The sequence below is a fragment of the Streptomyces sp. NPDC039423 genome (assembly GCF_055598725.1).
Genome location: NZ_JBVKAH010000001.1, coordinates 265,442 through 286,789, shown reverse-complemented (window position 1 = coordinate 286,789; position 21,348 = coordinate 265,442). Strand labels below are relative to the sequence as shown.

19 protein-coding genes are annotated in these 21,348 nt (G+C 73.6%); 6 read left to right on the top strand and 13 right to left on the bottom strand.

Annotated features, from left to right (window positions below; all coding sequences use genetic code 11):
- Nucleotides 1-197 precede the first annotated feature (197 nt).
- The 4 genes from ACZ7LK_RS01275 to ACZ7LK_RS01260 form a co-directional block, all read right to left on the bottom strand.
- Nucleotides 198-836, bottom strand: coding sequence for a class F sortase (locus ACZ7LK_RS01275; protein WP_469465019.1), 639 nt, complete (start codon nucleotides 834-836; stop codon nucleotides 198-200).
- A 5-nt stretch (nucleotides 837-841) separates the two neighbouring features.
- Complete coding sequence (locus tag ACZ7LK_RS01270; protein ID WP_392274668.1) at nucleotides 842-1,546, bottom strand: DUF4142 domain-containing protein; 705 nt, start codon at nucleotides 1,544-1,546, stop codon at nucleotides 842-844.
- A gap of 121 nt (nucleotides 1,547-1,667) precedes the next feature.
- The gene (locus tag ACZ7LK_RS01265; protein ID WP_392274667.1) at nucleotides 1,668-2,132 is read right to left on the bottom strand and encodes an anthrone oxygenase family protein; all 465 of its coding nucleotides are present in this window, start codon (nucleotides 2,130-2,132) and stop codon (nucleotides 1,668-1,670) included.
- Between the two features lie 45 nt (nucleotides 2,133-2,177).
- On the bottom strand, nucleotides 2,178-3,827 hold the full coding sequence (locus ACZ7LK_RS01260) for a vWA domain-containing protein (protein WP_471137832.1): 1,650 nt from the start codon (nucleotides 3,825-3,827) through the stop codon (nucleotides 2,178-2,180).
- Nucleotides 3,828-4,176: 349 nt separating this feature from the next.
- On the opposite strand from ACZ7LK_RS01260, the gene ACZ7LK_RS01255 reads away from it, so the two are divergent.
- On the top strand, nucleotides 4,177-4,815 hold the full coding sequence (locus tag ACZ7LK_RS01255) for a helix-turn-helix transcriptional regulator (protein WP_471137830.1): 639 nt from the start codon (nucleotides 4,177-4,179) through the stop codon (nucleotides 4,813-4,815).
- A 58-nt stretch (nucleotides 4,816-4,873) separates the two neighbouring features.
- Here ACZ7LK_RS01255 and ACZ7LK_RS01250 read toward each other — a convergent pair whose 3' ends face one another.
- The 8 genes from ACZ7LK_RS01250 to iolC form a co-directional block, all read right to left on the bottom strand.
- Nucleotides 4,874-5,743 (bottom strand): ABC transporter permease, encoded by an 870-nt coding sequence (locus ACZ7LK_RS01250; RefSeq protein WP_471137828.1) that lies wholly within the window; start codon nucleotides 5,741-5,743, stop codon nucleotides 4,874-4,876.
- The gene (locus ACZ7LK_RS01245; RefSeq protein WP_471137826.1) at nucleotides 5,740-8,571 is read right to left on the bottom strand and encodes an alpha/beta fold hydrolase; all 2,832 of its coding nucleotides are present in this window, start codon (nucleotides 8,569-8,571) and stop codon (nucleotides 5,740-5,742) included. The genes ACZ7LK_RS01250 and ACZ7LK_RS01245 overlap by 4 nt, the downstream gene beginning before the upstream one ends.
- 185 nt (nucleotides 8,572-8,756) lie before the next feature.
- Nucleotides 8,757-9,353, bottom strand: coding sequence for a DUF4291 domain-containing protein (locus ACZ7LK_RS01240; RefSeq protein WP_392274662.1), 597 nt, complete (start codon nucleotides 9,351-9,353; stop codon nucleotides 8,757-8,759).
- Nucleotides 9,354-9,414: 61 nt separating this feature from the next.
- Nucleotides 9,415-10,917, bottom strand: a complete 1,503-nt coding sequence (mmsA, locus tag ACZ7LK_RS01235) for a CoA-acylating methylmalonate-semialdehyde dehydrogenase (RefSeq protein WP_471137824.1) — start codon at nucleotides 10,915-10,917, stop codon at nucleotides 9,415-9,417.
- A gap of 28 nt (nucleotides 10,918-10,945) precedes the next feature.
- Nucleotides 10,946-12,820, bottom strand: a complete 1,875-nt coding sequence (gene iolD / locus ACZ7LK_RS01230; RefSeq protein ID WP_471137822.1) for a 3D-(3,5/4)-trihydroxycyclohexane-1,2-dione acylhydrolase (decyclizing) — start codon at nucleotides 12,818-12,820, stop codon at nucleotides 10,946-10,948.
- The gene (iolB, locus tag ACZ7LK_RS01225; RefSeq protein WP_469465025.1) at nucleotides 12,817-13,629 is read right to left on the bottom strand and encodes a 5-deoxy-glucuronate isomerase; all 813 of its coding nucleotides are present in this window, start codon (nucleotides 13,627-13,629) and stop codon (nucleotides 12,817-12,819) included. Before iolB ends, iolD begins: the two co-directional genes overlap by 4 nt.
- The gene (locus tag ACZ7LK_RS01220; protein ID WP_471137819.1) at nucleotides 13,626-14,543 is read right to left on the bottom strand and encodes a Cgl0159 family (beta/alpha)8-fold protein; all 918 of its coding nucleotides are present in this window, start codon (nucleotides 14,541-14,543) and stop codon (nucleotides 13,626-13,628) included. Before ACZ7LK_RS01220 ends, iolB begins: the two co-directional genes overlap by 4 nt.
- A complete protein-coding gene (gene iolC / locus ACZ7LK_RS01215) occupies nucleotides 14,540-15,499 on the bottom strand; it encodes a 5-dehydro-2-deoxygluconokinase (RefSeq protein WP_392274657.1) in 960 nt (319 codons plus the stop codon). Before iolC ends, ACZ7LK_RS01220 begins: the two co-directional genes overlap by 4 nt.
- Before the next feature lie 127 nt (nucleotides 15,500-15,626).
- On the opposite strand from iolC, the gene ACZ7LK_RS01210 reads away from it, so the two are divergent.
- The 5 genes from ACZ7LK_RS01210 (at nucleotide 15,627) to ACZ7LK_RS01190 (ending at nucleotide 19,540) form a co-directional block, all read left to right on the top strand.
- Nucleotides 15,627-16,541 (top strand): sugar phosphate isomerase/epimerase family protein, encoded by a 915-nt coding sequence (locus ACZ7LK_RS01210; RefSeq protein ID WP_469465026.1) that lies wholly within the window; start codon nucleotides 15,627-15,629, stop codon nucleotides 16,539-16,541.
- A gap of 189 nt (nucleotides 16,542-16,730) precedes the next feature.
- Complete coding sequence (locus ACZ7LK_RS01205) at nucleotides 16,731-17,897, top strand: serine hydrolase domain-containing protein (RefSeq protein WP_392274655.1); 1,167 nt, start codon at nucleotides 16,731-16,733, stop codon at nucleotides 17,895-17,897.
- A 308-nt stretch (nucleotides 17,898-18,205) separates the two neighbouring features.
- Nucleotides 18,206-18,403: a helix-turn-helix transcriptional regulator gene (locus ACZ7LK_RS01200; RefSeq protein ID WP_392274654.1), complete on the top strand. Its 198-nt coding sequence runs from the start codon at nucleotides 18,206-18,208 to the stop codon at nucleotides 18,401-18,403.
- A 117-nt stretch (nucleotides 18,404-18,520) separates the two neighbouring features.
- A complete protein-coding gene (locus ACZ7LK_RS01195; RefSeq protein ID WP_392274653.1) occupies nucleotides 18,521-19,144 on the top strand; it encodes a GNAT family N-acetyltransferase in 624 nt (207 codons plus the stop codon).
- Nucleotides 19,145-19,228: 84 nt separating this feature from the next.
- Complete coding sequence (locus ACZ7LK_RS01190) at nucleotides 19,229-19,540, top strand: heavy-metal-associated domain-containing protein (RefSeq protein ID WP_392274652.1); 312 nt, start codon at nucleotides 19,229-19,231, stop codon at nucleotides 19,538-19,540.
- Between the two features lie 508 nt (nucleotides 19,541-20,048).
- Here the strand turns inward: ACZ7LK_RS01190 and ACZ7LK_RS01185 are convergent.
- Nucleotides 20,049-21,338 (bottom strand): citrate synthase, encoded by a 1,290-nt coding sequence (locus tag ACZ7LK_RS01185; protein WP_392274651.1) that lies wholly within the window; start codon nucleotides 21,336-21,338, stop codon nucleotides 20,049-20,051.
- Nucleotides 21,339-21,348: the final 10 nt, after the last annotated feature.

Genomic DNA, 21,348 nt, shown 5'->3' with positions numbered 1-21,348 from the left:
CACCACCGGACACTTCGGCCCTCCACGGAGCCGGTCCCATTGCACAGGCGGCCACTGACAGCCGGCTGACAGCGCGGTGCGCCGGCGGGAGGGGCCGGCTTCCGAGTCTCACCGCGGGAGGGCGGTGACGGCTCGTGATCCGGTTCGTCTTCGGGAGGTCGGCGTCCTGGCGCGGAGCCTCCCTGACGAGACACCCCCTAGGCGACCGGCTCCGCGTAGAGGACCAGGTTCCCGGCGTAGGCGTGCGCGTCGGGGTCGAAGTCGCCGGTGCAGGTGACCAGGGCGAGGCGGGCCGGGCCGCGAGGCGTGAACAGGTCCTTGGGCAGTGCTTCCTTGGCGTGGGTGCGCCGGGCGACGATCCGGTACGTGTGGCGCCTGCCGTCCGCGGTGGTGAGCTGGGCGCGGGTGTCCATGGGCACGTCGTGCAGGGCCTCGAAGGGGCCCGCGCCCTCGTCGGCCGAGTCGAGGTGGCCCGCCAGCAGGACGGTGCCCCGCGCGGCGCCGGGCGGGGCGCCGAGGGCCCACCAGCCCATCCGGTGCGGCGACGCGGGGACGGCCATGGCCCCGTCCTCGTCGGCGGTGACGGGGTCGACGGGGGTGGGGCGGAGGTGGCCCGGGATGGTGAGGGAGACGGGCGGGGAGTACGCCGGTTCCCTCCCGGCCGCGGCCCGGGGCGGCGCGGCGGCCGACCCCGGCAGGGTGCCTGTGTCCGGGGCCCGGACGGGGTCGGGGAAGAAGGGGAAGAGGCAGGTCACGACGGCCGTGGCGACCGCCGCGAGCCCGGTCCGGACCAGTACGCGGTCCGGACCGGGCTCGTCACGCCGTGAGGCGCGCATCGGCGTCAGCGATTGTCGTTGCGGCGCATACGGGCCGCGGCCCAGAAGGCTCCGCCGGCCACGAGCACGCCGCCGACCGCCACCGCGGGCACGGCGAGCGCGACCGGGACCTCGGCCGCCATCGAGGTGGCGACCTGGCCGCCGTTGCCGGCGTGGATGGCCTTGGGCGCCGCGGCGGCGTGGCACTCGCCACCGCGCACCATGTCCAGGTGCATGACGACGACCGGGCGGGCGGCCTTGGCGGCGGCGGTCACCTGCGCGTTCTTGCCGTGGGCGACCTGGTGGTCGATGCGTGCCAGGGTCTTCTCGTGGGCGGCGGCCTGGGCGTGCAGCCACGCCGCGTCATAGGCCTTGGTGCCCGCCTTGGACATGACGTCCGCGAGGGTGTCCTGCTGTTCCTTGGAGGGCGCGACGGGCAGGTCCACCCCGAGCTTGTCGGCGAGGGCCCTGGTGTCCGCGTCGAGCTTGGTGTGGTCGCGCACGAGGACGTGGCCCACGTGCTTCACACAGTCGGTGGTGGCGTTCTTCCGGGCGTCCTTGCCCGCCGCGATCTCGGTCAGGTTGCCCTGGTGCGAGGCGCGCAGGAAGCCGGCGTCGGTGGGGGTGGGGGAGCCGTCGGCGGGTGCCGCGGCGAGGGCGGGGCCGGCGGCTATGCCGGTCAGGGCGAGGCAGGTGAAGGCCGTGGCGGCCCAGCGGTGCGTGCGGCTCACGATTGGTCGTCCGTTTCTGCTCGGTCGGTGGGCGACCCTCTCCCGTCGAGGGTCACGTGACCATCCGGACACGGCGCGGCGCCGCCCGCCACTCGCGGTACTGCAAACGGCGCACGCCCGGTCACCGGAGCGCGGCGGCGACCAGGAGGGCGAAGGACGCCGTGACGAGCAGGGTGCGGATCCGGTGGAGGGCGTTCCAGCGGGATTCGAACGCCCGTCGTACGGGGCCGGGTCCGTCGTCCCCCGGCGCGGCGGCGAGCGCGTTGTTGAGCGGGACGTTCCCGGCGACGGTCACCAGGTGGCCCAGCACCGCGCACACCAGTCCGGCGGCGATCAGCCACCGGCCGCCGGCCGTCCGGTCCCCGGCCGGTACGGCGAGGGCCAGGGCCGGGAAGACCACGGCCCCGGCGAAGACGGCCAGGAACACCGCGCGGGGCACGCACTCGTTGACGCGGCGCATCGCCGTCACGAACTGCTCGTCGTCCAGCCTCGCCAGCGCGGGCATCACCCCGGTCAGGAAGATCAGCATGAATCCCGCGTAGAGCCCGGTGGAGACGACCGCGAGGGCGAGCAGCAACGTCGGCATGGGCACATCATGGCAGCGGGCCGGCTCCCCGTCAGCCGTCCGCGATCAGTCCCGCAGGCCGTTGGCCTGCCGGATGGACGCGGCCAGCTCGGCCACCACCTTCGACTCGGTCGTCCGGGCCAGACCGTCCGCCCGGGCGGCGAGTTCGGTGGGCGAGGGCGCGCCCGGCAGTTCCCCGCCGCGCAGCGAGTCGGCGAAGTACGCCGCCACGGCGGCGACCCGGAGGCCCGGCCGGGTGTTCTCGTCCCACAGCCGGCCGCCCAGGGCGCCCGCCCGCAGCGTGCCGGACCCCTCGTGCGGGGCCCGGGTGGCGGGGTCGAGCCACCGGACGGTGGCGGTGGCCAGGCGGCCGTCGCGGTCCAGGGCGCCGGGCCGGGTCCTGACCGCGTAGAGGGCGGTCACCTGGTGGCCGGGACCGACCTCGCCGCCGTCCACCCGGTCGTCCCGGAAGTCCTCGTCGGCGACCTCGCGGTTCTCGTAGCCGATGAGCCGGAAGGACTCCACCGCCGCCGGGTCGAACGCGACCTGTGCCTTGGCGTCCCGGGCGCGCAGTTCGAGGTGGGCGGGGAGCTGGTCGACGAAGACCTTGCGGGCCTGCTCGGGGGTGGAGACGTAGGTGGTGTGGCCGTCGCCCCGGTCGGCGAGCCGCTCCATGAGCGCGTCGCCGTACTCGCTGCCGACGCCGACCCCGAAGAGCGTGATGCCGTACGCGCGGCGTTCGTCCCCGATCCGCTCCAGGATCGCCTCGGCCCCGGTCTCACCGGTGTTGGCGAGCGCGTCGGACAGCAGGACGACCCGGTTGGTGGCGCCCTTGCGGTGGCCTTCGACGGCGGTGTCGTAGCCGGTGGTGACGCCCGCCTCCACATTGGTGGACGACGTGGTCTCCAGTCCGTCGACGACGTCGTGGACGCGGTCGCGGTTGCCCCCGACCCGGGTCATGGGCAGCCGGGTCTCGGCCTCGTCGCTGAAGGTGACCACGGCGATGGAGTCGTCGTCGCGGAGCTGGTCGGTGAGGAGGCCGAGGGACTCCTTGACCAGGTCGAGGCGGCCCGGTTCGGCCATGGAGCCGGAGACGTCGACGACGAAGGTGAGCGCGGCGGGCGGGCGTGCGCCGCGCCGGTCGGCCGGGCGGGTGGCCAGTCCGACGCGTACGAGGGACCAGTCCCCCGCGCCCGTGCGGGCGCCGTCGACGGTCACGGAGAAGCCGTTGCCCTCCGGCTTCGGGTAGTCCTGGCGGAAGCTGTTGACGAACTCCTCGGGCCGTACGGTGTCCGGCGCGGGCAGCCGGCCCTCGGCGAGGGTACGGCGGGCGTAGCCGTAACCGGCGGTGTCGACGTCCAGGGCGAAGGTGGACAGATGGTCGGCGGGCGGGGTCTCGCGCGCCTGGTCCTCCTCCCGCCCGTCCGCCGCGCCGTCGTGCCGCCGGCCGTCCTGCGCGCCGGGCGCGGGCGCCGGGGCGCCGGGCGCGGGGACACCGGGCGCGCGCTTGCCACTGTCGCCCGTGGCGGCGCGGTCGGTGACGCCGCCGCCGGAGCAGCCGGCGAGCAGCAGGCCCGCGGCCAGCGCCGCGGCCAGCGCGGCCCGGCGCCTCGGCCCGGCCCCGCGGGCCCTGCCGGCCCTCGTCCCGCCGGCCCGGTGCGCCCCGTTCACCCCGCTCGCGTCCCGTCGGTACGCCGCACCTCGGTACGTATCCATCCGAACTCCCCCGGTCTCGCGTCCTCTCGGACTCTCGGCACTGTGAATGGGACGTCGGCCGGCGGCCGGAGGACCGGACGAACCGGTTACGGACGTGTCTCAATGCGGCAACACGAAGCTGTTGGTGAGGCCCGGCGCAGGGCTTGGCTTGGACTCGCCAACCCCGGAACACGCCCTTGTCACGGTACGCAGTCACATGCGTACATGGAGTTGCGTACGTTCCAAGGGATGGCGGGGGTGGTCAGCCGTGGCGGACGTTCCGGGCTCCGTGCTCGGCCGGGCGGCATTACGAGAGACGACACCGGCGCGGGCCGCGCCGCCGCGGACACCGCGGCCGGCCGGGCAGCCGGTGCGCGGCACCAGACAGATCTGCGCGACACTCGCCGCGCTCACCGAGTCCGCCCGCCACGAGGTGCTGACCTTCGACGATCCGTCCGCCTGCACCGGCCTGTCGATCCCCGAACCGTTCCTGGAGCTCGCCGGCGCGTGGGTGCGCACGGCCACCGAGCGGGTGGGGACGGTCCGTCAGATCCTGCCCCGGCACTCCCTGTCCCGGATCACCGCCGCGGACGCCCCGGGGATGGCACGGCTGCCGGGCCGGGCCCGGCTCACCCGGTCCATCCCGTTCAAGATGATCCTGGTGGACCGCACGATCGCCGCCATCCCCCTCGACCTCGAACTGCTCTACAACGGGCTGCTGCTGATCCGCGACCCGGTGGTGGTCCAGGCTCTGGTGCGGGCCCATCACGCCTGGTGGGAAACGGGTGAGGAGGTTCCCTCCCGGCCCGCGCCACCCGGGGCGCTCCCCCCGCACCTGCGGCCGGTGCTGGAGGCCCTGCTGGCGGGGCTCACCGACGAGACGGCCGCCGCGCGGCTGGGCATATCGGGGCGCACGTACAGCCGGCGCGTGGGCGAGCTGCTCACCGCCCTGGGCACGACAAGCCGCTTCCGGGCGGGAGCGGAAGCGGCTCGTCGCGGCTGGCTGTGACCCCGCCCCGGACGGCGGCCCACCCCTCGCGGACGCTCCCCAGGGGGCGTCTCGCCTCCTAGGAGACGATGTCCTTGCGGGCGAAGCCCCGGAAGGCCAGCGCGAACAGCACCAGGGCGTAGCTCACCGACACCGCCGCGCCCTTGAGCATGCCGCCCCACTCGAGCTGGGGCTGGAGCGCGTCGGCCCAGGCGAACTGCCAGTGCGCGGGCAGGAAGTCGCGCCAGGAGCCGAGCGCCGTGACCGCGTCCAGCACATTGCCGATGATCGTCAGACCCACCGCGCCGCCGACCGCGCCGAGCGGGGCGTCGGTCCTGGTGGACAGCCAGAACGCGAGGCCCGCCGTGACCAGTTGGGACACGAAGACGTACGCGACCACCAGCGCCAGCCGGGGCAGGGTGTCGGCCGTGGCGAGGGAGCCGCCCGTGGGCAGCGCCAGCGGCCCCCAGCCGTAGGCCACCGTCCCGGCGGCGAGGGCCACCAGCGGCAGCAGCAGCATCGCGGCCGCGCTGAACCCGAGCGCCACGGCCAGCTTCGACCACAGCAGCCGGGCGCGGGGCACGGGCGCGGCGAGCAGGTAGCGGAGGGAGGACCAACTGGCCTCGGACGCCACCGTGTCCCCGCAGAACAGCGCCACGGGCACCACCAGCAGGAAGCCCGCCGACACGAACAGGCAGGTCGCCGCGAAGTTCGCGCCGGACGCGGTCGCCGTGTCCATCAGGGTGATCCGGTCGTTGCCGCGCCCGTCGGGGCCGCCGCCGATCGCGAAGGCGGCGATCAGCACGAAGGGCAGGGCGGCCAGGACCGCGCCCATGACCAGGGTGCGGCGCCGGGTGAGCTGGCGGACGGCCTCGACGCGCAGCGGCAGGGTGTGCCCGGCCCGGTAGCCGGGCGCGGACCGGACGGCCTCGGTCAGCGGGGCGCTCATGCGGATCCTCCTCCGATCAGGGTGAGGAACGCGTCCTCCAGGCGGCGGTGGGGTCCCACGCCGGTCGACGGGATCTCCAGCCTGACCAGTTCGGTGATCAGGGCGGTGGCGGTCATGCCGTCCAGCCGGACCAGCAGGCCTCCGTCCGCGCGCACCACCGAGCCGACGCCGGGCAGGGCGCCGAGCTTGTCCACCGGCCCGTCCGGCACGTCCCCGTCCGTGGTGACGAGCAGGGTGTCGCCCGCGCCGGTGATCTCGGCGACCGGGCCCGCCTGGACGAGCCGGCCCCGGTCCATGACGACCAGGTGGGTGCAGGACTGCTCGACCTCCGACAGGAGGTGACTGGAGACGATGACGGTCCGGCCCCCGGCCGCGTACCGGATCATCACGTCCCGCATCTCGCGGATCTGCGGCGGGTCCAGCCCGTTGGTCGGCTCGTCCAGGATGAGCAGGTCCGGGAGGCCGAGCATGGCCTGGGCGATGGCGAGCCGCTGGCGCATGCCCTGCGAGTACGTCCGCACGGCACGGGCCAGGGCGTCACCCAGGCCGGCGATCTCCAGCGCCTCGTCGATGTGGGCGTCCCCCGCGGGACGGCCGGTGGCCCGCCAGTACAGCTCCAGGTTCTCGCGGCCCGACAGGTGGGGCAGGAAGCCCGCGCCCTCGACGAAGGCGCCCACCCGGGACAGGACGGGCGCGCCGGGCCGGATCGCGTGCCCGAACACCCGGATCTCCCCCTCGTCGGGGGTGATCAGGCCCATGAGCATGCGCAGGGTGGTGGTCTTGCCGGCGCCGTTCGGCCCGAGGAGGCCGAGGACCTGGCCCCTCTCGACCCGGAAGGACAGCTCGCGCACCGCGTACCGGTCGGCCGACCCGGCGTACCGCTTGGTGAGCCCGGTGATGGTGAGCGGGACGTCCGCGAGGCCGGGGTCGGGCGGTGGCGCGGTGGTGCGGCGGCGGGCGGTGAGCAGCAGGGCCCCGGCGGTCAGGGCGCCGGCGGCCGGCAGGCCCCACACCCACCAGGGCAGGCCGGCGGCCTCGGTGCGCACGGCGGGCGCGGTCGGTACGGACAGCCCGCCGGTCACGGTGACGGTGTACGCGGCGGGGGTCACCGGGGAGGCGTGGCCGAGGTCGGTGGCGGCGAGGACGAGCCGCAGCCGGTGCCCGGCCTCCACCTCGTGGTCGACGGCCGGCAGCGTCAGGTCGACGGTCCTGCCGTTCGCGGCGCCCTCGACGCGGACGGGCGCCACGAGCTGGGCGGGCAGCACCTGCCGGCCGTCGGGGCCGACGTCGTACACCTTCCCGAACAGGACGGCCTCGCCGGTGTCGGAGGTGACGTGCACGCGGACGGTGGGCGAGCCGGTGACGCGCAGGGACCCGGTGAGCGGGGCGGAGTCGAACCGGGCGTGCTGGCCGGGGAAGTCGAGCGAGAGGCCCACCCCGAGCGACGACAGCCGGGCCAGGCCGCCGCCGGTACCGGGGACGGCGGAGATGGCGGGCGGGGTGGCCCCGGCCGGGTTGCGGAAGGCCCGCGGGCCGCCGGCGAGGGAGACGGTGCGGGCGCCGGCCCGCAGACCGGGGTAGGTGTCGGCGGTGGCGCCGCGCAGACGGGCCTGCCCGTCGGTCGAGTCGACCCCGCCGGTGCGGCTGACGCGGAAGGCGGGACCGGTGTCGGCGCCGGTGTCGTCCTTGAGGTACCGGTCGAACCAGGCGCCGATGCGTGCCTGGACGCGCTCGGTCTCCCGGTCGCCGCCGTCGTGCCCGCCGGCGATCCAGTCGACGGCGACGGGCGCGCCGTTCGCGCGGACGGCCCGGGCGGCGGCGTCGGCGTGGGCCAGGGGGAAGAGCGAGTCGGCCTGCCCCTGGACCAGGAGCGTGGGCACCGCGATGCGGTCGCCGACGGCGGACGGGCTGCGCGCGGCGAGCAGCGCGCGGGCCTCGGCGTCCGGCTTCCCGGCGACGGCCACCCGCTGGTACATGGCGCACAGCACGTCCTGGAACTCCCCGCACGCGGCGGAGGCCCGCGGTGGAGCGGGGGCGGGGGCGGGGGCGGGGGCGGGCGAGCCCGCGGCCCGGGAGCCGCCGGCGGAGGAGCCCTGGGCCGAGGAGCCCTTGGAGTCCTGCGCCTGCCCGCCGCCGCCCCGCACCGGGGCGCGCTGCTGGGGCGCGGTGTCCTGGCCCGGGTCGTCGGGGGCGGGGCCCGGGGGCCGGTCCGACGCGGCCGCCGTACCGGTGGTGAAGAAGATCCCGGCCCACAGTTTCTTGAGGACGCCGTCCGGGAAGAGCGCGTCGGCCAGGTTCCAGTACGTGATCTGCGGCGCGATCGCGTCCACCCGCTCGTCGTGCCCGGCCGCCAGCAGCGACACCGCCCCGCCGTACGACGAGCCGGAGACGCCCACCCGGGGGTCGCCGTCACCGTCGAGCCGCACCTCGGGGCGCTGTGCGAGCCAGTCGATGAGCCGTGACACGTCCTTGACCTCGTACGCGGGGTCGTTGAGGCCGATGCGCCCGGTCGACGCGCCGAAGCCGCGCGCGGACCAGGTCAGTACCGCGTAGCCGTCACGGGCCAGCTCCTCGGCCTGGGCGCGCACGTCGTCCTTGCTGCCGCCGAAGCCGTGCGCGAGGAGCACGGCCGGGCGGCGCGCGTCCGTGGGACCGGAGGTGAAGAACGACGTGTCGATCCTCGCTCCCGGCATCGGGAGCACTCGGTCCTCGCGGCGCGGGACGGGCCCGTCGTCCGAGGCGACCGCCGTCCACGTGCCGGCGCCCGCGAGCAGCACGACGGCGGCGGCCGCGGCGGCCGCGGCACGCCGGGGGAATCGGATCTGCATGTCTCGACCCTAAGCGCCGCGCCAGGCCGCCTCCCCTGCCGCACGGCGGAAGTCGGGGGCCTTCCTGAGGTGTACGCACGACCGTCGCCGTACACCAGCCGCGGTACACGGGAGGACCGGAATGCCGCACCCGGGCAAGGGCTCGGAGACGTGCCCGTACGAGCTGTCCCGCCCGCCCCGGCCGCTCACGGGACCAGGTGTCCGAGGAGTTCGGCACCCGCCGGGTACGGGCGCTCCTCGGGCATCAGCCGGGCCGCCCCGTCGAGGTCCCCGTCCCGCACCAGGGCGTGGATCTCGCGCGCGAGCGGCGTCACGTCCCGTATCGACACGGTCCACTCGTCGGCGTACCGCGCGGACGCCTCCCCCGCGAGGCCCAGTTGGAGCGAGCGGTACGGCAGGGGCGCCAGGTGCCAGTCCCGCTCGGGGTCCCACTGGACACGGGCCGGGGAGCGGCGCAACTGCCGCTTCCAGGCGTCCTGGTCGGGGTGGAAGCCGCGCACGTAGTGCGAGAGGCAGGCGTGGCGCAGCGCCCACTCGAAGCCCTCACGGGTGATCTCGACGGCCAGGACGGTCTCCTGGTCCGGCTTGGTGGCCCAGCCGCAGCGGTACATCATCCACAGGAAGCTCGGCTTGATCCACGTCATCCGCTCGCGCTTCCAGGAGGCCGGGAAGCGGCCGTCGCGGGCGGCGGGGACGCCGATCCCGGGCGCGTACGCCTGGTAGACGGTGATCGTGTCCTCGGTGTGGAGGGCGCGGACGCGGTACTTCGGTTCGTCGTTCATCCCCGCCAGGATCGACGGCCGGCCCCGGTGGGGGCCAGCCGTTTTCTCCGGACCGCGAGGGTCAGTGGTTGCGCGGGAAGCCCAGGTCGACGCCCGCGGGGGCCTCGGACGGGTCGGGCCAGCGGGTGGTGACGACCTTGCCGCGGGTGTAGAAGTGCACGCCGTCGTTGCCGTAGATGTGGTGGTCGCCGAAGAGCGAGTCCTTCCAGCCGCCGAAGGAGTGGTAGCCGACGGGCACCGGGATCGGGACGTTCACGCCGACCATGCCGGCCTGGACCTCCAGTTGGAAGCGGCGGGCCGCGCCGCCGTCGCGGGTGAAGATGGCGGTGCCGTTGCCGAACGGCGAGTCGTTGATGAGCCGGACGCCGTCCTCGTAGGTGTCGGCGCGCAGCACGCACAGCACCGGGCCGAAGATCTCGTCGCGGTAGGCGTCGGAGTCGGTGGACACCTTGTCGAGCAGCGACAGGCCGATCCAGTGGCCGTCCTCGTACCCGTCGACGGTGTGGCCGGTGCCGTCGAGGACGACCTCGGCGCCCTGGGCGGCGGCGCCGGTGACGTAGGAGGCGACCTTGTCGCGGTGGGCGGCGGTGATCAGCGGGCCCATCTCGGAGGTGGGGTCGTCGCCGGGGCCGATCTTGATCTTCTCGGCGCGCTCGCGGATCTTCTGGACGAGTTCGTCGCCGATGGCGCCGACCGCGACGACCGCCGAGATCGCCATGCAGCGCTCGCCCGCCGAGCCGTACGCCGCCGAGACCGCCGCGTCGGCGGCCGCGTCGAGGTCGGCGTCGGGCAGCACCAGCATGTGGTTCTTGGCGCCGCCGAGGGCCTGGACGCGCTTGCCGTTCGCCGAGGCGGTGGTGTGGATGTACTTGGCGATCGGCGTGGAGCCGACGAAGGAGACCGCCGCGACGTCGGGGTGCTCCAGCAGGGCGTCGACCGCGACCTTGTCGCCGTGGACGACGTTGAGGACGCCGTCGGGCAGGCCGGCCTGCGAGGCCAGCTCGGCGAGCAGGTTGGCGGCGGACGGGTCCTTCTCGCTGGGCTTGAGCACGAAGGTGTTGCCGCAGGCGATGGCCAGCGGGAACATCCACATCGGCACCATCGCCGGGAAGTTGAACGGCGTGATGCCGGCGACCACGCCGAGCGGCTGGCGGATGGCGGCGACGTCGACCCGGTTGGACACCTGGGTGGACAGCTCGCCCTTGAGCTGGACGGTGATGCCGCAGGCCAGCTCCACGATCTCCAGGCCGCGCGCGACCTCGCCGAGCGCGTCGGAGTGCACCTTGCCGTGCTCGGCGGTGATCAGGGCGGCGATCTCGTCGCGGTGGGCGTCGAGCAGCGCGCGGTAGGCGAACAGTACGGAGGTGCGCTGGGCCAGCGAGGACGTGCCCCACGTGGCGTACGCGGCCCTGGCGGCGGCGACGGCGGCGTCGACCTCCTCGGCGGAGGCGAGGGCGACCCGGGTGGTGACGGCGCCGGTCGCCGGGTCGGTGACCGGGCCCCAGTTGCCGGACGTGCCCTCGACGGTCTTGCCACCGATCCAATGGTGAACGGTCTTCGTCATGACGTACGTGCTCCTCTTCGGACCTCTGCTACAGGTGGCGGCGTCGGGCTGCGACGTGGCGGTCGTACTCCTCCCGGGCCTTCACCGCCGGTGGACGTGTCGCGGTCTCGGCCACGGGCACATCCCACCATGCCTCGGCGGCGGGCGCGCCCGACACTGTGTCTGCCGTTGCGGTCTCGGTGTAGACACATGTGGGGACGGTCGCCGAGCGGGCCTCGGCGAGGGCTTCCCGCAGGTCACGGATGGTGTGGGCGCGCAGGACCCGCATGCCGAGGGAGGCGGCGTTGGCGGCCAGGTCCACCGGGAGGGGATCGCCGGTGTACGTGCCGTCGGGGCTCCGGTAGCGGTAGGCGGTGCCGTACCGCTCGGCGCCGACCGACTCGGAGAGGCCGCCGATCGAGGCGTACCCGTGGTTCTGGAGGATGACGACCTTGAGCGGGACGCCCTCCTGGACGGCGGTGACGATCTCGGTGGGATTCATCAGGTACGTACCGTCGCCGACCAGCGCCCAGACGGGGCGGCCGGGGGCGGCGAGGGCGGTGCCGATGGCGGCGGGGATCTCGTATCCCATGCAGGAGTACCCGTATTCGACGTGGTACTGGTCGTGGGAGCGGGTCCGCCAGAGCTTGTGCAGGTCGCCGGGGAGCGAGCCGGCGGCGTTGATCAGGATGTCGTCGTCGCCGGCCAGGGTGTCGAGCAGGCCGAGGACCTGGGTCTGGGTGGGCCGCGTGTCCTCCGCCCCCGGGGCGTACGCGGCGGTGACGCGGGCCTCCCAGCCGGCTTTGAGCCCGGTGTACTCGGCCGTGTAGGCGGCCGGGACGGTGTGGCCCGCCAGGGCCCGGGCGAGGTCCTCCAGCCCCTCGCGGGCGTCGGCGACCAGCGGCAGGGCGGCCATCTTGTGGGCGTCGAAGCCGGTGACGTTCAGGTTGACGAACCGGACGCCGGGGCGGGCGAAGAGGGTGGCCGAGGCGGTGGTGAAGTCCGTGTAGCGGGTGCCGACGCCGATGACCAGGTCGGCGGTGCGGGCCAGGTGGTCGGCGGTGGAGGTGCCGGTGTGGCCGATGCCGCCGACGTCCGCCGGGTGGTCGTGGGGCAGGGAGCCCTTGCCGGCCTGGGTGGAGGCGACGGGGATGCCGGTCGCGTCGGCGAGGGCGCGCAGCGCGTCCTCGGCGCGGCTGTGGTGGACGCCGCCGCCCGCGACGATCAGGGGGCGCCGGGCCGCGCCGACCGCCCGGACGGCGGCGTCGAGTTCGCTGGTGTCGGGCCGTGGGCGGCGCACCCGCCAGACGCGTTCGGCGAAGAACTCCTCGGGCCAGTCGTACGCCTCGGCCTGGACGTCCTGCGGGAGCGCGAGGGTGACCGCGCCGGTGGTGGCGGGGTCGGTGAGGACGCGCATGGCCGCGAGGGCGGCGGGGACCAGCGCCTCGGGGCGGGTGACCCGGTCGAAGTACCGGGACACCGGGCGCAGCGTGTCGTTGACGGAGACGTCCCCCGCGTGGGGCACTTCGAGCTGCTGGAGGACGGGGTCGGCGGGCCGGCCGGCGAAGGTGTCGCCGGGCAGGAGCAGCACCGGGAGGTGGTTGACGGTGGCGAGTGCGGCGCCGGTGACCAGGTTGGTGGCGCCGGGGCCGATGGAGGTGGTGACGGCGTGGGCGGAGAGGCGGTTGGACTGGCGGGCGTAGCCGACGGCGGCGTGGACCATGGCCTGTTCGTTGCGGCCCTGGTAGTAGGGCATCTCGTCGGCGTACTCGACGAGGGCCTGGCCGATGCCCGCCACGTTGCCGTGGCCGAAGATGCCCCAGGTGGCGCCGATGAGCCGCCGGCGCCGCCCGTCGCGTTCGGTGTACTGGCGGGCCAGGAAGGCGACGAGCGCCTGGGCGGTGGTGAGTCGTCGGGTGCTCATCGGTATCCCTCCGCGTGATCGGGGTGGAAGCTGATCTTCCACTCCCGTTCGTCGCCGGGCCCGGCCATGACGTTGAGGTAGTACATGGCGTGTCCGGGCTGGGCGATGGACGGCCCGTGCCAGCCGTCGGGTACGAGGACGGCGTCGCCGCCGCGGACCTCGGCGAGGAGATCGGCGCCGCCCGGGCGGGAGGGCGACACGCGCTGGTAGCCCACGCCGTCGCCGTCGATCTCGAAGTAGTAGATCTCCTCCAGCTCCGCCTCCCGGCTGGGGAGGTGCTCGTCGTGCTTGTGCGGCGGGTAGGAGGACCAGTTGCCGCCGGGGGTGACGACCTCCACGGCGATGAGCCGGTCGCACGGGAAGGCGTCGGCGGCGGCGAAGTTGCGCACCTCGCGGGCGCAGGTGCCGCTGCCGCGCGCCTCCACCGGTACCTCCGGCGCGGGGCCGTAGCGAGCGGGGAGTCGTCGCTCGCACTTCGCTCCTGCCAGGGCGAAGCGGCCTCCCGCGCCGGAGGCGATCTGGGCGTGGGCGTCACGCGGTAGGTAGGCGAAGTCGGTGACGCCGCTGAACACGCCGTCCCGGCCGCGCAGTTCGATGGGATCGGCGTCGATCCGCACCGTACAGCCCCCGGTGAGGGGAAGCAGGATCCACTCGCTCTCCCCGGTGTCGAACCGGTGGCTCCCGCCGGGGCCGAGGTCGAGGATCCGGAGCGCGGAGTGGCTCCAGCCGGCCCGTTCGGGGTCGATGTGCAGGGCGTAGGGCCCGCGGGCCGCCTGGCCCCGCGGGAGGTGAAGCTGCCGCTCGGTCATGATCTCTCCGTATCCTCCTGGGCGGTTCCTCGGAGCAGGCCGACGGCCGTGTCGACGGCGGCGGCGACGTCCCCGTCCGCCGGGTAGAGCAGGGTGCGGCCCGCCACCAGCCCCTGGACGGTGGGCAGCCGCAGCGCCGTGCCCCACTTCTCGTACGCCGCGTCCTGGTCGGGACCGACGTCGCCGCCGAGGAGGACGGCCGGCAGGGTGGTGGTCGCCATGACCCGGGCCATGTCGTCGGGGTCGTCGGTGACGGGGACCTTGAGCCAGGTGTACGCGGAGGTGCCGGCGAGCCCGGAGGCGATGGCGAGCGACGTGGTCACCGCCTCGGGGCTCAGGTCGTTGCGCACGCGGCCGTCGGCCGGGTCGCGGCGGGACAGGAACGGCTCGACGAAGACGGGGAGCCGCCGCTCGGCCATGGCTTCGATGGTGCGGGCGGCGGTGGCGAGGGTGCTGAGGGAGCCGGGGTCGGTGCGGTCGATGCGCAGCAGGAGCTTGCCGGCGTCGAAGCCGAGGCGGGCCAGGTCCTCGGGGCGGTGGCCGGTGAACCGGTCGTCGAACTCGAAGGCGGCGCCGGCGAGCCCGCCGCGGTTCATGGAGCCCATGACGACCTTGTCCTCCAGGGCGCCCAGGAGCAGCAGGTCGTCCAGGATGTCGGCGGTGGCGAGGACGCCGTCCACGCCGGGGCGGGAGAGCGCCAGGCAGAGCCGTTCCAGCAGGTCGAGGCGGTTGGCCATGGCGAGCGGCCGGTCGCCCACGGCCAGCGCGCCTCGGGCCGGATGGTCGGCCGCGACGATCATCAGCCGGCCGGAGTCGCCCAGCAGGGCCCGCCGCCTTCGCCGCGCGGCGGCCTCCGCGACGGCCTCGGGGTGCCGGGCGCGGACCGCGACGAGCCGCGCGAGGTCGACGCTCACGGTGTGCCGCCGCCCCGGAGCACCCGCTCCACCTCCTCAGGGAACGGCATGGCGGAGGAGCAGGCCAGGCGGGAGGCGACGATGGCGCCCGCCGCGTTGGCGTACCGCACGGTCCGCTCCAGGTCCCAGCCCGCGAGGAGCCCGTGGCACAGCGCCCCGCCGAACGCGTCGCCCGCGCCCAGGCCGTTGACCACCTCGACGGGCACGGGCGGGACGTCGGCGGTGTCGCCGTCGGCGGTCATGGCCAGGACGCCCTTCGGGCCCCGCTTGACCACGGCGAGGCGGACGCCTGTGGCGAGCAGGGCGCGGGCGGCGGCGTACGGTTCGCGCTCACCGGTGGCGATCTCGCACTCGTCGAGGTTGCCGACGGCGACGGTGGCGTGCCGCAGGGCGGCGCGGTAGTGGGGGCGGGCCGCTTCGGCGCCGGGCCAGAACATCGGCCGCCAGTCGAGGTCGAGGACGGTGGTGCCGTTCCCGGCCCGGTGGGCGAGGGCGGCGAGGGTGGCGCCGCGGCTGGGTTCGGCGGACAGGCCGGTGCCGGTCGTCCAGAGCACCCGGGCGGCGGCGATGGCGGCCAGGTCCAGCTCGTGCTCGTGGATCTCCAGGTCGGGGGCCTTGGGGTGGCGGTAGAAGTACAGCGGGAAGTCGTCGGGCGGGAAGAGTTCGCAGAAGGTGAGCGGCGTCGGGTAGGCCTCGACCGGCGTCACCCACCGGTCGTCCACGCCGAAGTCCCGCAGTTCCTGGTGCAGGTAGGCGCCGAACGGGTCGGCGCCCGTGCGGGTGATCAGCGCGGTGCGCCGGCCGAGCCGGGCGGCCGCCACGGCCACGTTGGCGGCCGAGCCGCCGAGGAACTTGCCGAACGTCTCGACCCGGGCCAGCGGGACCCCGGTCCGGAGCGGGTAGAGGTCCACCCCGATGCGTCCCATGCTGATGAGGTCGTACGGATCGGACACCATCCCTTGTTCCCCTTCGCGTCGGCACCGTGATCAGGTCTAGCCGCCACGGGAGGGCCTGTCAACATTTTGTCCGGACATTCGGACCAATGCTTGACGCTCCTCCGCGTCCGCCACCAAGCTGGGGCCCATGACGCCGCTGTCACCGCCGCCGCTGTCCCGCATCCGGATCGGTTCCGCCCCCGACTCGTGGGGGGTGTGGTTCCCGGACGATCCCCGGCAGGTCCCCTGGCAGCGCTTCCTCGACGAGGTCGCCGCGGCCGGGTACGAGTGGATCGAACTCGGTCCGTACGGCTACCTTCCCACCGACCCGGCCCGGCTCACCGAGGAGACGGCCCGGCGCGGGCTGAAGGTCTCGGCGGGGACCGTCTTCACCGGCCTGCACCACGGCGACGCCGTCTGGGACCGCACCTGGGCGCACGTCGCGGACAACGCCGCGCTCGCCCGCGCGATGGGCGCCGGGCACCTGGTCGTCATCCCGTCCTTCTGGCGGGACGACAAGACCGGCGAGGTGCTGGAGGACCGCCACCTCACCGCCGGACAGTGGCGCGACCTGGCCCGGCTGACCGAGCGCCTCGGCGCCGAGGTGCGCGACCGCTTCGGCCTGCGCGTCGTCGTCCACCCGCACGCCGACACCCATATCGACACCGAGGAGAACGTCAGCCGCTTCCTCGACGCCACCGACCCCGAACTCGTCGCGCTCTGCCTGGACACCGGGCACTACGCGTACTGCGGCGGCGACAGCGTCAAGCTGATCGAGACGTACGGCGAACGCATCGGCTACCTGCACCTCAAGCAGGTCGACCCCGAGGTCCTCGCCCGGGTCGTCGCCGAGGGCACCCCGTTCGGCCCGGCCGTCGCGCGCGGCGTCATGTGCGAACCCCCCTCCGGCGTCCCGGCCCTGGAACCCGTCCTCGCCGCCGCCCAGGCCCTGGACGTCGACCTGTTCGCCATCGTCGAGCAGGACATGTACCCCTGCCCTCCGGACCAGCCCTACCCCATCGCCGCCCGCACCCGCCGCTTCCTCCGCTCCTGCGGAGCCTGAACGGCACACCCGCGCAGCGGACGCCCCGGGCTCGGCGGCCTCGGGCCTCGTCGCGCACCCAGGTGGCGAAGGACGGGGCTTTGGGGGGACAGCCCCCGTATCCATGCGGGCGTCAGCCGGATGGGCAACCGGTGCGGCGACCGGCAGGCTGATGCGGGAAGGCACAGGCAACAGAAACGGGAGCGATCGATGAATGTGCGTGCACGGGCGGCTGCACTGCTGGCGGGGATATGCGCGGTGGCGGTGTCAGGGGTCTTTCCGGCGGCCGCCGGGGAGCGGACGCCGGCCTCGCCGCCCGCCGGGCTCGCCGAGGCCCTCGAGCAGACGGTCGCGGACGGATTCCCGGGTGCCGTGGCGTATGCCAGACGCGGTGAGTGGGAGTCCCGCTCGGCGGCCGGACTCGCGGACACGGCGAGCGGCGAGCGAGCCCGGCCGGACCAGCGGTTCCGGATCGCCAGTAACACCAAGTCGTTCGTGTCGACGGTGCTTCTGCAACTGGAGGGCGAGGGAAGGCTCTCGCTCGACGACAGCGTGGAGAAGTGGCTGCCCGGCGTGGTCCGGGGGAATGGCAACGACGGCCGGGCCGTCACCGTCCGGCAACTGCTCAACCACACCTCGGGCATCTACGACCCCACCACCGAGCCGGAGTTCTTCGCGCCCTATCTGGAGCGCCATGAGTGGGACCACGTGTACACCCCCCGGGAGGTGATCGACCGCGCCGTCCGGCACAAGCCGCTGTTCGCGCCCGGCGGCGGCTGGTCGTACTCCAACACCAACTACCTGCTCGCCGGTCTGGTGATCGAGGCGGTCACGCATCACAGCGCGCCCTCGGAAATCCACCGGCGGATTCTCGCCCCGCTGGGACTGAAGGACACCTCCTTTCCGCTGACCGACCCGTCCATTCACGGTCCCCATCTGCACGGTTACGACCTCACGGGGCGGGATGTGACCCGGTTCAGCCCGTCGTACGACTGGACCGCGGGTGCCATGATCTCCACGGTCGGCGACCTGGCCCGGTTCCACCGGGCCCTGTTCAGCGGCAAGCTGCTGCGCCCCGCCCAGCAGCGGGAACTCCTGACCACGGTGCGGTTCCCCCGGAAGCCGGCGTACGGACTCGGCGTGCAACGCATGAACATGCCGTGCGGCTCGGAGCCGGGCACCAAGCCGGTCAGCGCCTGGGGGACCGACGGCGGTGGACCTGGCTTCACCAGCGTGTCCCTCACCACCACGGACGGCGAGCGACAGCTCGTCCTCGCCGTCAATGTCTACGACCTCGGCGCCGACCTGAGAGGCAAGTCGCCCCTCCCGGGGAACAAGGGGCTGATGAAGGCCCAGACGGCAGCCCTGTGCGACTGAGGCGGCGCCAGGTCGTCGCGGTCACGCCCCACGGCCGGACCCGCCGCCGGCGCACATCTCCCCGTTCCGGTCCGGGACTCGGGCGCGTACCGGCGGAAGCGGCCACGTCCTTGTCACAGTGATCTCCTCCGTGTCACGCATATCTCCATTACGCGGGTCTTCGGTCACAAGCGTTCAACAGCCCCTTCCCGCCGGTCACTCGCTGTCGTTCAACGGGCACAGGCTGAGTTGATCGCCAGCGCCGACGCCGTGGCTCCCCCGCCGGTCCTCCCGGACCGCCACCGCGGCGCGCGCAAGGAGGTGCACAGATGACGGACAGCAGGCTCTGGTCCTACAAGGAGATCGCCGCGCACATCCGGGTGCAGCCGGACACGGTCCGCTCGTACCGGAAGCACGGCCTGCTCCCCAAGCCCGACCACGTGGAGGGCGGCAAGCCCTACTGGCACCCGGACACGATCCGCGTCTGGGTGGCCAACCGCCCCGGCAACCGGGGCCGCGGGGACTGACGGCCCCGCCGTGGAGCACGGCCCCGTCCGGGGGCCCGGCCCCGCGCCGGCCCCGGCGCGGGGCCGGCCGCACATATCGCCTTGCCCGTCCCCGGCGGCGGGCCGGAGGATCGCCGGATGAACGACTTCTCCGTCAAACCCACCCTCACCGGCGAGCACGTGGTGCTGCGGCCGGTCACCGAGGACGACGCCGCGGTGATCGCGGAGATCCTTTCGGACCCGGAGGTACTGACCTTCACCGGCACCCCCGAGGGCGCGCCGCCGCCCTCCCCCGCCTCCCTGCGCGCCTGGTACGGCTCGCGCGGCGAGCGGACCGACCGTCTGGACCTCGCCCTGGTCGACCGGGCCTCCGGGGAGACGGTGGGCGAGCTCGTCCTCAACGAGTGGGACGAACCGAACCGTAGCTGCAACTTCCGCACCCTGGTCGGCCCCCGTGGACGTGACCGGGGCCTGGGGACCGAGGCGATCCGGCTCCTGCTCGCCCACGGCTTCGGCGAGCTGGGGCTGAACCGGATCTCGCTGGGCGTCTTCGCCTTCAACCCGCGCGCGATCCGGGTCTACGAGAAGGTCGGCTTCGTCCGGGAAGGTGTCGAGCGCGAGGCGCTGCGGCACCGCGGCCGGTGGGTCGACTCGGTGTGGATGTCGGTCCTGGCCCGGGAGTGGGCCGTCCACCGCGGGCACCCGGAGAGGGCGGCCGGTGCGGCGCGCGGGAGCGACCCCACTGGAATTCATACCCCCTAGGGGTATACAGTGAGGAACGTCAGGACGTCACGGCATGCCCGTACGCCCCTGCCGCACCAGACTGCGACCGAACAGGAGAACACCATGACCTCCGAGACGAGGACCGAGCTTCCCCAGGCCACCGGGTCCTGCTGCTCCCCCGCCGGCTCCTGCCACGACGGCGCGGAGGCGGCCGCCACCGGCGGCGTCACCACCGTCTACGAGGTCCGGGGCATGACCTGCGGCCACTGCGAGGGCGCCGTGACCGAGGAGGTCTCCGGGATCGCCGGCGTCACCTCCGTGCAGGCGGTCGCCTCGACCGGCCTGGTCACCGTGGTCTCGGAAGCCGCGCTGGACGAGGCCGCGGTGCGCGCCGCGGTCGACGAGGCGGGATACGAGCTCGTCGGCCGCGCCTGACGCCACGGCCGGCCGGCGGACCCGCCGGCCGAGCACGCCACCCCGGCCGGGCCGGGCCGCACCGCGACGGCGGGCGGCCGGCCCGGCCGCGGCTTTTCCTCCCCCTTTGGTGGTGACTGTCGGTCTTCCGGGCCACTGCTCCACGTGATTTCACCTTCACGTGACTCACAGGACCTTCACAAAGAGACCTAGATCACAGATATTTGGGGGTAACCATTCGGACCGCTCGCGAGTCTGAATGGGCGATGCCAAGAACGTCTTGGGGGACGTTCATGGGATGTCTTGGGGGACGTCCCAGGCAAGCGTTGGCCGGGGCACGTGCACCGGGGAGCTTTGAGCGGCCCTCCCGTACGTACCCCGGCAGATCGCATCGCGAGCTTCTGCTGCAACCCGGCAGACGCCCGGACCCGGATCCCGTGGGGGGAATCCGTTCCGGGGATATGGGAAGCGCCCCGCTCGCCGACCCGTGGGGGGATCGGCGGCGGGGCGCTTCTCGATGAGCGTGGCGTCAGCGGCTCTCGACCGGGACGAAGTCACGCAGGACCTCGCCGGTGTAGATCTGGCGCGGGCGGCCGATGCGGGAACCCGGCTCCTTGATCATCTCGTGCCACTGGGCGATCCAGCCCGGCAGCCGGCCCAGCGCGAAGAGCACCGTGAACATCTCGGTCGGGAAGCCCATCGCCCGGTAGATCAGACCCGTGTAGAAGTCGACGTTCGGGTAGAGGTTGCGCGAGACGAAGTAGTCGTCGGCGAGCGCGTGCTCCTCCAGCTTCAGCGCGATGTCCAGCAGCTCGTCGGACTTGCCGAGCGCCGAGAGGACGTCGTGCGCCGCCGCCTTGATGATCTTCGCCCGGGGGTCGAAGTTCTTGTAGACGCGGTGGCCGAAGCCCATCAGACGGACGCCGTCCTCCTTGTTCTTCACCTTGCGGATGAAGGAGTCGACGTCGCCGCCGCTGGCCTGGATGCCCTGGAGCATCTCCAGCACCGACTGGTTGGCGCCACCGTGCAGGGGGCCCCACAGGGCCGAGATGCCGGCGGAGATGGAGGCGAACATGTTCGCCTGCGACGAGCCGACCAGGCGCACGGTGGAGGTGGAGCAGTTCTGCTCGTGGTCCGCGTGCAGGATGAGCAGCTTGTCGAGCGCGGAGACCACGACCGGGTCCAGCTCGTACTCCTGGGCGGGGACCGAGAAGGTCATGCGCAGGAAGTTCTCGACGTAGGACAGGTCGTTGCGCGGGTAGACGAACGGGTGGCCGATCGACTTCTTGTACGCGTAGGCCGCGATCGTGGGCAGCTTGGCCAGCAGCCGGATCGTGGAGAGGTGACGCTGCTTCTCGTCGAACGGGTTGTGGCTGTCCTGGTAGAACGTCGACAGCGCGCTGACCACGGAGGAGAGCATCGCCATCGGGTGGGCGTCGCGCGGGAAGCCGTCGAAGAACCGCTTGACGTCCTCGTGCAGCAGGGTGTGCTGCGTGATCTCGTTGCGGAAGGCCGCCAGCTCGTCGACCTTGGGCAGCTCACCGTTGATCAGCAGGTACGCCACCTCGAGGAAGGTGGAGCGCTCGGCAAGCTGCTCGATGGGGTAGCCGCGGTACCGCAGAATGCCCTGCTCGCCGTCCAGGTAGGTGATCGCGGATTTATAGGCGGCGGTGTTGCCGTATCCACTGTCCAGGGTCACCAGACCGGTCTGGGCTCGGAGCTTCCCGATGTCGAAGCCCTTGTCACCGACGGTGCTCTCGACCACCGGGTAGGTGTATTCACCGTCCGCGTACCGCAGTACTACAGAGTTGTCGCTCACGTCATCCCTC

Bases quoted from the DNA above. Each gene is read 5' to 3' on its own strand.
- ACZ7LK_RS01275 (WP_469465019.1), bottom strand. From the start codon at position 836: ATGCGCGCCTCACGGCGTGACGAGCCCGGTCCGGACCGCGTACTGGTC.
- ACZ7LK_RS01265 (WP_392274667.1), bottom strand. From the start codon at position 2,132: ATGCCGACGTTGCTGCTCGCCCTCGCGGTCGTCTCCACCGGGCTCTAC.
- ACZ7LK_RS01260 (WP_471137832.1), bottom strand. From the start codon at position 3,827: ATGGATACGTACCGAGGTGCGGCGTACCGACGGGACGCGAGCGGGGTG.
- ACZ7LK_RS01250 (WP_471137828.1), bottom strand. From the start codon at position 5,743: ATGAGCGCCCCGCTGACCGAGGCCGTCCGGTCCGCGCCCGGCTACCGG.
- ACZ7LK_RS01245 (WP_471137826.1), bottom strand. From the start codon at position 8,571: ATGCAGATCCGATTCCCCCGGCGTGCCGCGGCCGCCGCGGCCGCCGCC.
- ACZ7LK_RS01240 (WP_392274662.1), bottom strand. From the start codon at position 9,353: ATGAACGACGAACCGAAGTACCGCGTCCGCGCCCTCCACACCGAGGAC.
- mmsA (WP_471137824.1), bottom strand. From the start codon at position 10,917: ATGACGAAGACCGTTCACCATTGGATCGGTGGCAAGACCGTCGAGGGC.
- iolD (WP_471137822.1), bottom strand. From the start codon at position 12,820: ATGAGCACCCGACGACTCACCACCGCCCAGGCGCTCGTCGCCTTCCTG.
- iolB (WP_469465025.1), bottom strand. From the start codon at position 13,629: ATGACCGAGCGGCAGCTTCACCTCCCGCGGGGCCAGGCGGCCCGCGGG.
- iolC (WP_392274657.1), bottom strand. From the start codon at position 15,499: ATGGTGTCCGATCCGTACGACCTCATCAGCATGGGACGCATCGGGGTG.
- ACZ7LK_RS01210 (WP_469465026.1), top strand. From the start codon at position 15,627: ATGACGCCGCTGTCACCGCCGCCGCTGTCCCGCATCCGGATCGGTTCC.
- ACZ7LK_RS01205 (WP_392274655.1), top strand. From the start codon at position 16,731: ATGAATGTGCGTGCACGGGCGGCTGCACTGCTGGCGGGGATATGCGCG.
- ACZ7LK_RS01200 (WP_392274654.1), top strand. From the start codon at position 18,206: ATGACGGACAGCAGGCTCTGGTCCTACAAGGAGATCGCCGCGCACATC.
- ACZ7LK_RS01195 (WP_392274653.1), top strand. From the start codon at position 18,521: ATGAACGACTTCTCCGTCAAACCCACCCTCACCGGCGAGCACGTGGTG.
- ACZ7LK_RS01190 (WP_392274652.1), top strand. From the start codon at position 19,229: ATGACCTCCGAGACGAGGACCGAGCTTCCCCAGGCCACCGGGTCCTGC.